This window comes from Pseudonocardia kujensis (assembly GCF_021283305.1).
Taxonomy (GTDB): Bacteria; Actinomycetota; Actinomycetes; order Mycobacteriales; family Pseudonocardiaceae; genus Pseudonocardia; species Pseudonocardia kujensis.
This window is the reverse complement of record NZ_JAJSOK010000115.1, coordinates 1-13379: the sequence shown is the minus strand read 5'-3', so window position 1 is coordinate 13379 and position 13379 is coordinate 1. Positions and strand designations below refer to the sequence as shown.

The following is a 13379-nucleotide window of genomic DNA, read 5'->3' as shown; positions in this document are numbered from 1 at the left end:
GTTAAGCACGCCGCCAGCGTTCGTCCTGAGCCAGGATCAAACTCTCCAACAAAAACTGGCTCTCAAAACAGCCCACCCACCGGGACGGGACCCGGCAGCAGACCAAACATGAACTGGCACAAAAACCGCCAGAACACAAAAGCTCGACACACTGTTGAGTTCTCAAAAGACACCCGCACACCGGCACTCGACCGCTTCCGCGATCTTGCCCCGGGGGGCTTCCTTCTCGGATTGTCACCGTACCAGAGCGATCCGCTCGGAGGCAACTCCCCTATCTTACGCATGTCCCCCGGCCGGGTCAAGCACCGAAGTCCCGCGCCGGTCCCGCTCCGCCCTGGGGGGCTCGGCCGGACCGATTGTCGTCGCCCACCCGCGGTCCGACTCTGGGCCGGAGATTCCGTCCCGGTCTGTCGTGCTGACCGCCGTGGCGACGAGAGAGAAAGTTACACACCCGCTCCGGGGGCTCGGAAACCGGGGGGTCGCTTTCGCCGTTCCCGCAGGTCAGCACCGGGTTGTGCGCGGCCTCGGGCACAGGGGCCGACGAGCGCGCCGCCGCGGCGGCGGACCGGGGTCGGTCGCAGGGGGCCGGTTGCGGACGGGCCCGGCACGCCCCGGATGGGTGCGTACCGGGCCCGAATCCCGCGTGTGTGAGTTCGGCGACCTCGCCTGCGGTCAGGCCGTCACGCGCACGCCGGCGAGGTTGCGCTTGCCGCGGCGGAGCACCAACCAGCCCCCGGCGAGCAGGTCGTCCGCGGCCGGCATCCAGCCCTCGTCGTCGATCTTCGTGTTGTTCACGTACGCCCCGCCCTCCTTCACGGCGCGGCGCGCGGCCCCCTTGCTGTCGACCAGCCCGGTGCCCACCAGGAGGTCGACGATCGTGGAGCCGGCGCCGAGCGAGGTGTCGGTGGTCGGCACCTCGGCCATCGCGGCGGTCAGGGTCGCGGCCTGGAGCTCGCCGAGCTCCCCCCGCCCGAACAAGGCCGACGACGCCGCGGTCACCTGCGCGGTGGCCTCCGGCCCGTGCACCAGGGTGGTCAGCTCCTCCGCCAGCCGGCGTTGGCCCAACCGCAGGTGCGGGCGCTCGGCCGTCTCCTTCTCCAGCTCCTCGATCTCCTCCCGCGGCAGGAAGGTGAAGAGCCGGAGATAGGTGCCCACGTCCGCGTCGGAGACGTTGACGAAGTACTGGTACCAGGCGTACGGCGAGGTCAGCTCCGGGTCCAGCCAGATGTTGCCCCCGCCGGTCGACTTGCCGAACTTGCGGCCCTCGGAGTCCGTGACCAGGGGCGTGGTCAGGGCGTGCGCGGTCCCGCCGTCGATCCGCCGGATGAGGTCCACACCACCGACGATGTTGCCCCACTGGTCCGACCCACCGATCTGCAGCCGGCACCCGTACCGGCGGTACAGCTCGAGGTAGTCCTGGGACTGCAGGAGCAGGTAGCTGAACTCCGTGTACGAGAGCCCGTCCCCGGCCAGCCGGCGCTTCACCGTCTCCCGCGCCAGCATGACGTTGACCGAGAAGTGCTTCCCGATGTCGCGCAGGAAGGTCAGGACGCTCTGGTTCCCGGTCCAGTCCAGGTTGTTGGCGACGAGCGCGCCCGTGGGCGAGTCGTCGAACGTCACGAACCGCTCGAGCTGCCCGCGGATCCGGGTGGCCCACTCCGTGACCGTCTCGACGCTGTGCAGCGACCGCTCCCCCACGTCGCGCGGGTCGCCGATCTGCCCGGTCGCGCCGCCGGCCAGCACGATCGGCCGTGCACCCGCCTCCTGGAAGCGGCGCAGGGTCAGCAGCGGGATCAGGTGACCGGCGTGCAAGCTGGCCGCCGTCGGGTCGAACCCGCAATAGAGGGTGAGCGGCTCGGGTCCCTCGAGGTCCTTGCGCAGGGCGTCGAGGTCGGTGGTCTGCGCGATGAGGCCGCGCCACTCCAGCTCGTCGAGGATGCTCACGGCCCAATCCTCCCCGATGCGCGGACGGCCCGTCCCCCGGGTTCCGGGAGACGGGCCGCAGGTCGGACCGGATCAGCGCCGACTCAGGCGAGCTTCGCGTTCATGTCGCCCGGCAGCGTGTCGAGCAGCGCCGGCAGGCTCAGCACGCTGGAGAACGACATCGCCGCGGACTGCTCGGGCGTCGGGGTGAAGGCGTGGCCCTGCCGGACCGGCGTCAGCCCGGAGTAACCGGGCAGGTTCTGGAACGCCTGCGTCTCCGCGTCGCTCGCGGTGATCAGCACGATCGAGTCGACCGAGTCGAGCTTCGAGATCTCCTCGGTGGAGATCGTGGCGTAGAAGTTCGACCCGGCGAGCTGGTCGAACTCCTGCGGGACGGTCATGCCCAGGGCCTGGAAGAACCGGGCCCGCAGGTCCTGACTGCCCCACACGAAGAACGACGCGTTGTCCGCCGTGCTCGGCCGCACACCGGCCACCGACTTGCCCTGCAGGGCCGGGTTCGCCGCCTTGACCTGCGCGAACCTGGCCTCCAGGTCCGAGATCAGCTTCTCGGCCTCGACCGGCTTGCCCAGCGCCTGCCCGGTGAGGCGGGTGGCGTCCTGCCACGGCGTCCCGTAGTCGACGAACCCGGCCGGCTGCGCGATCGTCGGGGCGATCGCCGAGTAGGTGTCGTACTGCTCCTGTGTCAGGCCCGCGGAGATGCCGATGATGAGGTCGGGCCGCAGGGCCGCGATCGCCTCCGTGCTCACCTCGCCGACGGGGAGGACCTGCGGCTGCCGGCCCTGCAGCCTGTCCTGGGCCCAGTCCCAGGTGGCGGAGGGCTTGTCGCCGGTGAACTCGCGGATCGCAACCGGGACCACCCCGAGCGCCAGGATCGCGTCCTGGTCGGTGTAGCCCAGGGACACCACGCGCTGCGGGGCGGCCGGCACGGTCGTGGTGCCGTACTCGTGCGTCACGGTCGCCGGGAAGACGCCCGCCTGTCCGGACGGCGCCGTGCCGCCGGATCCGGACCGCTGGCCACCGGAGCCGCCGCACCCGGCGAGGACGGCGAGGACGGCGAGGACGAGGACGCCGGCGAGCAGCAGGCCGACGAGCGGGAGGAGTCGGCCTGGCCGACGATCAACGAACACGAAGGAAGGTTAGGGTCACCTTTCCTGAGTGTCCATTCCGGGGCGCCCTCGTCGGGTCACGGTCCGGACCCGGCCGGGCCGGTACGGGCTCACCTCGGGCGCCCCGTCCACCCAGAACCGCCACGGCGTGTCGTGCGCCGCGGCGACGCCCACGCGCGGCCCGGTGCGGATCCGCTCGGCCGGCACCGGCTCCCCCGCCACGACCCGCACCGGCGAGTCCGGCGAGGTGACGTCGACGCCGTTGTGCTCGCGGCCCAGCCCCAGCAGCGAGGCGAGCCGGGCTGGCCCGCGCGCCAGGTCCGCGTCCCGCCTGGCGGTCGGCCGCCGGACCCGCGCGATCCCCGGGTCCGACACCACCCGCCCGGCCCGCAGGAGCACCGCGCCCGCCTCGCCGTCCTGCAGGCAGGTGACGTTGGCGCAGAAGTGCATGCCGTAGACGAAGTAGACGTACAGGTGGCCCGCAGGGCCGAACATCACGGCGTTGCGCGGGGTCCGGCCCCGGTAGCTGTGCGACGCCGGGTCGTCCGCCCCGCGGTAGGCCTCCACCTCGACGAGCTCCACCGCGACCAGGCCTTCGGGGGTGTCCGCCTCGACGGTGCAGCCGAGGAGCCGGGCCGCCGCGGGGAGCACGTCGGCCGCGAGCTCCGCGCGCGCGAGCAGCGGCCGGGTCGGGGCGGCCACTCAGCCGTTCACCACCACGGCGCCCACCCAGGACCGTGCGTCGGCGGAGGCGAGGCGCAGACCGTCGAGCTGCTCCTCGACGCGCTCGCCCGCGGTCCCGCCGCGCGCGTCCCGCGAGGCGATGGAGCCCTCGACGGTGAGCACCTCCCGCACCGCGGGGGTGAGGGCGGGGTGCACGGCGGCCAGCTCGCCGTCGCTGAGGTCCTCGAGCCCGACGCCGCGCGCCTCCGCCGCCCGCACGCAGCCGCCCGCGGCCTCGTGCGCCACGCGGAACGGCACGCCCTGCCGGACGAGCCACTCCGCCACGTCCGTGGCGAGGGTGAATCCCGCGGGCGCGAGCTCGGCGAGCCGGTCGGTGTGGAAGACCAGCGTCTCGACCATGCCCGCGACGGCCGGGAGGAGCAGCTCGAGCTGCTCGACGGAGTCGAACAGCGGCTCCTTGTCCTCCTGCAGGTCCCGGTTGTACGCGAGCGGCAGGCCCTTCAGCGTGGCCAGCAGGCCGGCCAGGTTGCCGATCAGCCGGCCCGCCTTGCCGCGGGCCAGCTCCGCGACGTCCGGGTTCTTCTTCTGCGGCATGATCGAGCTGCCGGTGGAGAAGGCGTCGTCGAGCGTGACGTAGGAGAACTCGGCGGTGGCCCAGAGGATGACCTCCTCGGACAGCCGCGAGAGGTCGACCGCGACCATGGCCAGCACGAACGCCGCCTCCGCCGCGAAGTCCCGCGCGGCGGTGCCGTCGATCGAGTTCTCCGCCGACGAGTCGAAACCCAGCTCGGCGGCCACGGCCTCCGGGTCGAGCCCGAGTGACGAGCCGGCGAGCGCTCCCGACCCGTACGGCGAGACCGCGGCCCGCTTGTCCCAGTCCCGCAGCCGGTCGACGTCCCGGACCAGGGCCTGGGCGTGCGCGGCGAGCTGGTGCGACAGCAGCACCGGCTGGGCGTGCTGCAGGTGCGTACGGCCCGGCATCGGCGCGTTCGGGTAGGCGGTGGCCTGGGTGACCAGGGCGTCGACGACGTCGAGCACGCCCGACCCGATCCGCCGCGCCGCGTCGCGCAGCCACATCCGGAACAGCGTGGCGACCTGGTCGTTGCGGGACCGCCCGGCGCGGAGCTTGCCGCCCAGCTCGGGTCCGGCCCGCTCGATGAGCCCGCGCTCCAGGGCGGTGTGCACGTCCTCGTCCCCGGGGGCCGGCGCGAACGAGCCCGACTCGACGTCCGCGGCGAGCTTCGCCAACGCCTCCAGCATCCCGTCGAGCTCGGCGTCGCCGAGCAGCCCGGCGCGGTGCAGCACGCGCGCGTGTGCCTTCGAGCCCCGGATGTCGTAGGGCGCGAGCCGCCAGTCGAAATGCGTGGACTTGCTCAGCGCGGCCAGCGCGTCCGCCGGCCCCCCGCTGAACCGCCCACCCCACAACGCGGACATCAGTCGTTCCCCGCTTCCAGCGCGGCGGCGTCGAGGGACTTCTCCGACTCGCGCTCCCCGGCCCGCTCGTCCGCCGCGATCCGGTCGAAGCCGCCCGAGGGCAGCGCGCCGAACAGCGTGCCGTGCTCGACGAGCACCGTCCCCTGCTCGGCCGGCTGGTCGGCGTAGGCCTCCAGCTTGGCCCGGGAGTCGGCGATGTCGAGGTTGCGCATGGTGAGCTGGCCGATCCGGTCCGTGGGGCCGAACGCGGCGTTCTCGACCCGCTCCATCGAGAGCCGGTCCGGGTGGTACGAGAAGCCGGTGCCCTCGGTGTTGAGGATCGTGTAGTCGTCCCCCCGGCGCAGGCGGAGCGTGACGGTGCCCGTGACCAGCGACGCGATCCACCGCTGGATGGACTCACGCAGCATCAGCGACTGCGGGTCCAGCCAGCGGCCCTCGTACAGCAGCCGGCCGAGGCGGCGCCCCTCGGAGTAGTAGTTCGCCAGGGTGTCCTCGTTGTGGATCGCGTTGAGCAGCCGCTCGTACGCGGCGAAGAGCAGCGCCATGCCGGGCGCCTCGTAGATGCCGCGCGACTTGGCCTCGATGATCCGGTTCTCGATCTGGTCGGACATGCCCAGGCCGTGCCGGCCCCCGATGGCGTTGGCCTCCAGGACGAGCGCGACCTGGTCCGGGAACCGCTTCCCGTTGAGCGCCACCGGCCGGCCGGCCTCGAACGTGACGGTGACGTCCTCGGTCTCGATCGCGACCGACGGGTCCCAGTACTTCACGCCCATGATCGGCTCGACCGTCTCCAGCGAGACGTCGAGGTGCTCGAGGGTCTTGGCCTCGTGCGTCGCACCCCAGATGTTCGCGTCGGTGGAGTACGCCTTCTCGGCCGAGTCGCGGTAGGGCAGGCCGTGGGCGGTGAGCCACCGGCTCATCTCGTCCCGGCCGCCCAGCTCGTCGACGAAGTCCGCGTCGAGCCACGGCTTGTAGATGCGCAGCTCGGGGTTGGCCATCAGGCCGTAGCGGTAGAACCGCTCGATGTCGTTGCCCTTGAAGGTCGAGCCGTCGCCCCAGATGTTCACGCCGTCGGCCTGCATCGCCCGCACCAGCAGCGTGCCGGTGACCGCGCGGCCCAACGGCGTGGTGTTGAAGTACGTCCGGCCCCCGGACCGGATGTGGAAGGCGCCGCAGGCCAGCGCCGCGAGCCCCTCGTCCACGAGCTGAGGCTTGATGTCGACCGCGCGGGCGATCTCGGCGCCGTACTGCTTCGCCCGGTCCGGGACGCCGGAGATGTCCGCCTCGTCGTACTGACCGAGGTCGGCGGTGTAGGTGCACGGGATCCCGCCCTTGTCGCGCATCCAGGCGACCGCCACGGAGGTGTCGAGGCCTCCGGAGAAGGCGATGCCGATCCGCTCGCCCTTGGGAAGGGAGGTCAGGACCTTGCTCACTTCGATGGTCTCCTTGATCAGAATCGCGCAGGGGTCAGAGTTCGAGCAGGCGCGCGACGACCTCGGACCCGGTGAGCGGCTCTCGAGCCACCACCAGCACGGTGTCGTCGCCCGCGATCGTGCCCACGACGTCGTTCAGGGCGGCGCGGTCGAGCGCACTCGCAAGGTAGTGGGCCGCGCCGGGCGGGGTGCGCAGCACCGCCAGGTTTCCGCTCGCGTCGGCGGAGACGAGCACCTCCCCCAGCAACCGGGAGAGCCGGGCGGTGCCGCCCTCGGGGGTGTGGGCCAGGCGGACCGGGCTGCCGTCGTCGGGGATCACGTACGCACCCCGGACCTTGACCGCGCCCAGCTCGTCGAGGTCCCGGGAGAGCGTGGCCTGGGTGGAGCCGATGCCCTCGGCGTCCAGCAGGGTGAGCAGCTCGGCCTGGCTGCGCACCACCTGCTGGGCGAGGATCTCGACGATGCGGGCCTGCCGGGCCACCCGGCTCGCCGCACCGGAGCGCGCCGCCGTCACCGTGCCGCCCTCCCGGCGCCCGCCGCCCCGGCCCGCCTCACAGCCGGCCCGACCGCGCCGGGTCGATCAGCCAGGCCAGCAGCGCCTTCTGGGCGTGCAGCCGGTTCTCGGCCTCGTCCCACACCGCGCTGGCCGGCCCGTCGAGCACCTCGTCGGTGATCTCGTCGCCCCGGTGGGCGGGCAGGCAGTGCAGGACGATGGCCCGCTCGTTCGCGTGCGCGAGCAGCTCGGCGTTGACCTGGAACGGCCGGAACGGTGCGGCCCGGTCGAGCCCGTCGGTCTCCTGGCCCATGGAGACCCACGTGTCGGTGACGACCACGTCGGCCCCCTCGACCGCGGCCCGCGGGTCGGCGACCACCTCGGCGGACCCGCCGGTCACCGCGCCGTGCGCCTTCGCGTCCCGCAGCACGTCCGGGTTCGGGGTGAAGCCCGCGGGCGCCCCGATCCGCACGTGCATCCCGGCGAGCGTGCCGCCCAGCAGCAGCGAGTGGGCCATGTTGTTGGCGCCGTCGCCGAGGTAGGCCAGCGTGAGCCCGGCCGTGCGGCCGAAGCGCTCCCGGATCGTCTGCAGGTCGGCGAGGACCTGGCACGGGTGGAACTCGTCCGTGAGCGCGTTGACCACCGGCACCTGCGACGCGGACGCCATCGCCTCGAGCCGGGCCTGACCGGCGGTGCGCCAGACCACGCCGTCGACGAAGCGCGACAGCACCCGGGCGGTGTCCTCGATCGTCTCGCCCCGCCCGAGCTGGCTGCTCGCGGCGTCGAGGATCACCGGCTGCCCGCCGAGCTGGGTGATCCCCACCTCGAACGACACCCGGGTCCGGGTCGACGACTTGTCGAACAGCACCGCCACCGGACGCGGGCCGACCAGGGGCAGGTGGGCGAAGCGGTCCGCCTTCATCTCCGCGGCCAGCGCCAGCACCTCGGCCTGCTCCTCTGCCGACAGGTCGTCGTCCCGCAGGAAGTGCCGGGGCCTGCCCTTCCCGGCGTCGCGCGCCGGGCCTCCCACGTGGGTCATCAGACGCTCCCACCGGACGCGTCGAGGATGCCGGGCAGTTCCCCCAGGAAGGCCTGCGCCTGCTCCTCGGTGAGGACCAGCGGCGGCGCGAGCCGCACCCGGGTGGGCACCGCGTTGTTGACCAGGTAGCCCCGGTCCCGCGCCTTGGTCGCCACCGCGGCGGAGACCGGCTGGTTCAGCCCGATGCCGATGTGCAGCCCGGCGCCCGAGACGTCCGTGACCAGCGGGTGGCCGAGCCCCTCGATCCCGGCGCGGATCTCCTTGCCGAGCCGGTCGACGTGCTCGAGCAGCCCGTCGTTGTCGATCGTGCTGAGCACGGCCAGGGCCGCGGCGCAGGCCACCGGGTTGCCGCCGAAGGTGGTGCCGTGCTGGCCGGGCTCGAGCAGGCCCGCGGCAGCGCCGATCCCGATGCAGGCGCCGATGGGCAGCCCCCCGCCCAGGCCCTTGGCCAGGGTGACGACGTCGGGTACGACGCCGGTGGCCCGGTGCGCGAACCAGGCGCCGGTGCGGCCGATCCCGGTCTGGATCTCGTCGAGCACCAGGAGGGCGCCCTTCCGGGCGGTGATCTCCCGGGCCGCCGCGAGGTAGCCCTCCGGCGGCACGATCACGCCGGCCTCGCCGAGGATCGGCTCGAGGAACACCGCCGCCGTCTCCTCGGTGACGGCGGCCTCGAGCGCCTCGACGTCGCCGAACGGGATGTGGACGACGCCCGGGGGCATCGGCTCGAACGGCTCCCGCTTGGCGGGCTGGCCGGTGAGCGCGAGCGCGCCCATGGTGCGGCCGTGGAAGGCGTTCTCGCAGGCCACGATCTGCGGACGGCCGGTGCGCCGGGCGATCTTGAAGGCCGCCTCGTTGGCCTCGGTGCCCGAGTTGCAGAACAGCACCCGCGCGCTCTCCTGCCCGAGCAGCCCCACGAGCTTCTCGGCGAGCTGCAGCGGCGGCTCGGTGATGTAGAGGTTCGAGGTGTGGCCCAGCGTGGAGATCTGCCGGGTCACCGCCTCGACGACGGCGGGGTGGGCGTGGCCGAGCGAGTTCACCGCGATCCCGCCGAGCAGGTCGACGTACCGGTTGCCCTCGGCGTCCCACACGACGGCGCCCTCGCCGCGCACCAGGGTGAGCGGCGGGGTGCCGTAGTTGTTCATGAGCGCGTGCTGCCAGCGCTCGGCGTAACTGGTCATTCCGGCACCACCATCGTTCCGACTCCCTCGCTGGTGAACACCTCGAGCAGCACCGAGTGCGGCACCCGCCCGTCGATCACGTGCGCCTGCGGGACCCCGCCGCGCACCGCGCGCAGGCAGGCCTCCATCTTCGGCGCCATCCCGCTCTCCAGCTCCGGGAGCATCGGCTCCAGCTCGGCGGCGGTCAGCGCGGAGATGATCGACTCGGGGTCCGGGTAGTTCGCGTACAGGCCCTCGACGTCCGTGAGCACCACGAGCTTCGCCGCGCCGAGGGCGGCCGCCAGTGCGGCGGCCGCGCTGTCGGCGTTGATGTTGAAGACCTGACCGTCCGCACCCGGGGCGACGCCCGCGACGACGGGGATCCGGCCGGCCCTGACGATGTCGAGCACCGCGGCCGGGTTGACCTCGACGACGTCGCCGACCAGGCCGATGTCCACCGCCTCGCCGCCGACCAGCGCGGTGCGCTTCTCCGCCGTGAACAGGCCCGCGTCCTCGCCGGAGAGCCCGACGGCGTAGGGCCCGTGCTGGTTGACCAGCCCGACGAGCTCGCGGCCCACCTGCCCGACCAGCACCATCCGCACGACGTCGATCGTCTCCGGGGTGGTCACGCGCAGTCCGCCGCGGAACTCGCCGGGCAGCCCGAGGCGCTTGAGCATCGCGCTGATCTGGGGGCCGCCGCCGTGCACGACGACGGGGTGGATGCCGGCGAGCCGCAGGAAGACCATGTCCTGCGCGAACGCCTGCTTGAGCTCCTCGTCGACCATGGCGTTGCCGCCGTACTTGACCACGACGACCTGCCCGTGGAAGCGCTGCAGCCACGGCAGGGCCTCGGCGAGGACGCCGGCCTTCTCCCCGGCCCGCTTCAGCCGGCCGGGGATCTCAGGAGGAGTAGGCACTGTTCTCCTCGACGTAGGCGTGCGACAGGTCGGTGGTGAGGATCTCGGCCTCGCCGGACCCGAGCCCGAGTGCCACCTCGACGAGGACGTCCTCGCCGGACAGGTCGGCCAGCGCGCGGTCCTCGGCCGCGACGCCGCCCCGGCACAGGGTGACGCCGTTGATCGTGACGTCGAGCTTCTCGGGGTCCAGGTCGGCGTCGGCGTACCCCGCCGCCGCGGCCACACGCCCCCAGTTGGGGTCCGAGCCGAACAGGGCGGTCTTCACCAGCGAGTCCCGGGCGACCGTCCGGGCGATCACGACGGCGTCGTCCTCGCTCGCGGCGCCGGTGACCCGCACCGTGATCCGCTTGGTGACGCCCTCCGCGTCGGCCTGCATCTGCCGGGCGAGGTCCTTCGCGACCTCGGTCATCGCCGCGGTGAGCTCCTGCTCCGAGGGGGTGACACCCGACGCGGCGGAGGCCAGGACGACGACGGTGTCGTTGGTCGACATCGAGCCGTCGACGTCCAGTCGGTCGAAGCTGACCCGGACGGCGGCCCGCAGCGCGCGGTCCAGCGTGGCCGCGTCGACCGCGGCGTCCGTGGTCAGCACCGAGAGCATCGTGGCCATCGACGGCGCGATCATCCCGGCGCCCTTCGTGAGCCCGCCGACGCTCCATCCCTCGCCGGTGGCCACGGCCTGCTTGGCCACGGTGTCGGTGGTCATGATCGCGGTCGCCGCGGCGAGCCCGGCGTCGGGTGTGGCGTCCAGCGCCGCGGCCGCCTTCTCGACACCGGCCAGCACCGCGTCCCGCGGGAGCTGGGCCCCGATCAGCCCGGTGGAGCAGACCGCGACGTCGATCGCGCCGCACTGCAGCACCTCGGCCACCTTCTCCGCGGTGGCGTGCGCGGTCTGGAAGCCCTCGGGACCGGTGCAGGCGTTGGCCCCGCCGGAGTTGAGCACGACGGCCTTCAGCGTCCCGGTGGTCATGACCTGCTGCGACCAGAGCACCGGGGCGGCCTTGACCTTGTTGCGGGTGAAGACGGCCGCGGCCGTCTGCCCGGGCCCGTCGTTCACGACGAGCGCCAGGTCGGGCCTCCCGCTCGCCTTGATGCCGGCGGTGACCCCGGCGGCCCGGAACCCGGCCGGAGTGGTGACCCCGCCGCTCACGGCGCCACCCCCGTGGTCGGCAGGCCGGTGACCTCGGGCAGGCCCAACGCGATGTTCATGCACTGGATCGCACCGCCCGCGGTGCCCTTGGCCAGGTTGTCGATCGCGGCGACCACCACCAGCCGGGCCGCGTCGACGTCGACCGCCACCTGCAGGTGGACGGTGTTCGACCCGACCGTGGCCTTGGTGGTGGGCCACTGCCCCTCGGGCAGCAGGTGCACGAAGGGCTCGGCCGCGTAGGCCTTGTCGTAGACCTCGCGCGCCTCCGCGCCGTCGCCGGTCAGCGGCGCGGTGCAGGTGGCGAGGATGCCCCGGGGAAGGGGCGCGAGGACGGGGGTGAAGCTCACGGAGACCGGCTCACCGGACAGCCCCGACAGGTTCTGCGCGATCTCCGGCGTGTGCCGGTGCACGCCGCCCACCCCGTAGGCGGACAGCGAGCCCATCACCTCGGCGCCGAGCAGGTGCGGCTTGAGCGACCTGCCGGCGCCGGACGTCCCGGTCACCGCGGTGATCACGACCTCCGGCCCCACGATCCCGGCCGCCAGGGCGGGTGCCAGGGCCAGGGACGAGACCGTCGGGAAGCAGCCGGGCACGGCGACCCGGGTGGTGCCCCGCAGCGCGTCCCGCGCGCCGGGCAGCTCGGGCAGACCGTACGGCCAGTGGCCCGCGTGCTCGCCGCCGTACCAGCGGTCCCACGCGTCGGCGTCCCGCAGGCGGTGGTCCGCGCCGCAGTCGATCACCAGCGTCGACCCGCCGAGCTGCGCCGCGATCTCCGCGGATTTGCCGTGCGGGAGCGCCAGGAAGACGACGTCGTGCCCGCCGAGCACCTCCGCCGTACTCTCCTCGAGCACACGGTCGGCCAGCGGCAGCAGGTGCGGCTGGAACTCGCCCAGTCGTCGCCCCGCGTTGCCGCCCGCCGTCAGCGCACCGATCTCGACCTCGGGGTGCTGCAGGAGGAGCCGCAACAGCTCGCCCCCGGCGTACCCACTGGCTCCCGCCACCGCGATCCGTACCACGCGCAAGATTATGCACCGCCGTGAAATCTCATGCAAAGGCGTTCCCGCTCACGCCCCCGGAGGGGTGGCGCCCGGGCTTAGGCTGACCTCATGAGCACCCTGGCCGACGCGCTGCGCGCCGGGCTCGCCGCGGCCGCGGACCCGGAGGCCGCGCCCGTCATGCAGGCGTACATGAAGTCGGACATGCCGTTCCGCGGGGTCCCCCAACCGGTCCGGGCCCGGATCCTCCGCGAGGGCGTGCAGGCCGCGCCGCCGCCCACGCACGGCGCGCTGGCCGCGACCGTCGACGCGCTGTGGGACGGCGCCGAGTTCCGCGAGGAGCGTTACCTCGCCACCGCGCTGGCGGGCTACCGCGGCTACGCCCGCTGGCCCGACGCGGACTGGCTCCCGCGCTACCGGCACTGGGTGGTCACCGGCGCGTGGTGGGACCACGTCGACGAGATCGCCTCCCGCCTGGTGGGGCCGCTGCTGCGGGCCGATCCCGGGCGGGTCACGCCGGTGGTCCGGCGCTGGGCGACCGACCCGGACCCGTGGCTGCGCCGGACCGCCATCGTCTGCCAGCTGCAGTCCAAGGGCGACACCGACGTCGACCTGCTCGCCGACGCCATCGAGGCGAGCCTCAAGGACGAGGGCTTCTTCCTGCGCAAGGGGATCGGCTGGGCGCTGCGCCAGCACGCCCGGACCGACCCGCTGTGGGTGCGCGAGTTCGTCGACACCCATCCCGGTCTCTCGCCGCTGTCCCGCAAGGAGGCCCTGAAGCACCTCTAGCGATCCTTGGTCGCTAGGGGTTTGGCAGTTGTCCAGGGTTTCAGGCGGTCGCCGACGGTAGTCGGGCTTCGGCGAAGCGGGCGTTGATGTGCTGGTCGATGGTGCGCAGCGCGGCCCGCAGGGGTGGCGGGGTGGGTGGTGCGCTGGCCATGAGTGGTCGGAGCAGGCGGTTGTGGACCTTGGTGTAGAAGATGGCGAAGGCGTGGCCGTCGTCGGTGAGCCGGTAGAGGTTGCGGCCTTC

The 13379-nt window shown here is 73.1% G+C and carries 13 protein-coding genes; 1 reads left to right on the top strand and 12 read right to left on the bottom strand.

Annotated elements, in window-relative coordinates; genetic code table 11:
- Nucleotides 1-672: 672 nt before the first annotated feature.
- The 11 genes from tyrS to argC all read right to left on the bottom strand — a co-directional run bounded on the left by tyrS (nt 673) and on the right by argC (nt 12370).
- Complete coding sequence (tyrS, locus tag LWC35_RS37665) at nt 673-1944, bottom strand: tyrosine--tRNA ligase (RefSeq protein WP_232875312.1); 1272 nt, start codon at nt 1942-1944, stop codon at nt 673-675.
- An 83-nt stretch (nt 1945-2027) separates the two neighbouring features.
- The gene (locus tag LWC35_RS37660) at nt 2028-3071 is read right to left on the bottom strand and encodes an iron-siderophore ABC transporter substrate-binding protein (RefSeq protein WP_232875311.1); all 1044 of its coding nucleotides are present in this window, start codon (nt 3069-3071) and stop codon (nt 2028-2030) included.
- A 15-nt stretch (nt 3072-3086) separates the two neighbouring features.
- The gene (locus LWC35_RS37655; protein WP_232875309.1) at nt 3087-3752 is read right to left on the bottom strand and encodes a DNA-3-methyladenine glycosylase; all 666 of its coding nucleotides are present in this window, start codon (nt 3750-3752) and stop codon (nt 3087-3089) included.
- Entirely contained in the window at nt 3753-5168 is a 1416-nt protein-coding gene (gene argH, locus LWC35_RS37650; RefSeq protein ID WP_232875308.1) for an argininosuccinate lyase, read from the bottom strand.
- Nucleotides 5168-6601, bottom strand: a complete 1434-nt coding sequence (gene argG / locus LWC35_RS37645; protein WP_232875307.1) for an argininosuccinate synthase — start codon at nt 6599-6601, stop codon at nt 5168-5170. The genes argH and argG overlap by 1 nt, the downstream gene beginning before the upstream one ends.
- 34 nt (nt 6602-6635) lie before the next feature.
- A complete protein-coding gene (locus LWC35_RS37640) occupies nt 6636-7115 on the bottom strand; it encodes an arginine repressor (protein WP_232875306.1) in 480 nt (159 codons plus the stop codon).
- 37 nt (nt 7116-7152) lie between these two features.
- Nucleotides 7153-8133, bottom strand: coding sequence for an ornithine carbamoyltransferase (gene argF / locus LWC35_RS37635; RefSeq protein ID WP_232875305.1), 981 nt, complete (start codon nt 8131-8133; stop codon nt 7153-7155).
- The gene (locus LWC35_RS37630; RefSeq protein ID WP_232875304.1) at nt 8133-9311 is read right to left on the bottom strand and encodes an acetylornithine transaminase; all 1179 of its coding nucleotides are present in this window, start codon (nt 9309-9311) and stop codon (nt 8133-8135) included. The genes argF and LWC35_RS37630 overlap by 1 nt, the downstream gene beginning before the upstream one ends.
- Nucleotides 9308-10207 (bottom strand): acetylglutamate kinase, encoded by a 900-nt coding sequence (gene argB / locus LWC35_RS37625; protein ID WP_232875303.1) that lies wholly within the window; start codon nt 10205-10207, stop codon nt 9308-9310. The genes LWC35_RS37630 and argB overlap by 4 nt, the downstream gene beginning before the upstream one ends.
- On the bottom strand, nt 10191-11354 hold the full coding sequence (argJ, locus tag LWC35_RS37620) for a bifunctional glutamate N-acetyltransferase/amino-acid acetyltransferase ArgJ (RefSeq protein ID WP_232875301.1): 1164 nt from the start codon (nt 11352-11354) through the stop codon (nt 10191-10193). Before argJ ends, argB begins: the two co-directional genes overlap by 17 nt.
- Nucleotides 11351-12370, bottom strand: coding sequence for an N-acetyl-gamma-glutamyl-phosphate reductase (argC, locus tag LWC35_RS37615; RefSeq protein ID WP_372463173.1), 1020 nt, complete (start codon nt 12368-12370; stop codon nt 11351-11353). Before argC ends, argJ begins: the two co-directional genes overlap by 4 nt.
- Before the next feature lie 90 nt (nt 12371-12460).
- Between argC and LWC35_RS37610 the strand changes: the two genes are divergently transcribed.
- A complete protein-coding gene (locus LWC35_RS37610; protein ID WP_232875298.1) occupies nt 12461-13138 on the top strand; it encodes a DNA alkylation repair protein in 678 nt (225 codons plus the stop codon).
- 40 nt (nt 13139-13178) lie between these two features.
- Here LWC35_RS37610 and LWC35_RS37605 read toward each other — a convergent pair.
- Nucleotides 13179-13379 (bottom strand): hypothetical protein (locus LWC35_RS37605; protein ID WP_232875296.1); only part of this gene is annotated, 201 nt, incomplete at its 5' end.

Excerpts from the sequence above, each read along its gene's own strand:
- argF (WP_232875305.1), bottom strand. The coding sequence starts at position 8,133 with ATGACCCACGTGGGAGGCCCGGCGCGCGACGCCGGGAAGGGCAGGCCC.
- LWC35_RS37610 (WP_232875298.1), top strand. The coding sequence starts at position 12,461 with ATGAGCACCCTGGCCGACGCGCTGCGCGCCGGGCTCGCCGCGGCCGCG.
- LWC35_RS37630 (WP_232875304.1), bottom strand. The coding sequence starts at position 9,311 with ATGACCAGTTACGCCGAGCGCTGGCAGCACGCGCTCATGAACAACTAC.
- argH (WP_232875308.1), bottom strand. The coding sequence starts at position 5,168 with ATGTCCGCGTTGTGGGGTGGGCGGTTCAGCGGGGGGCCGGCGGACGCG.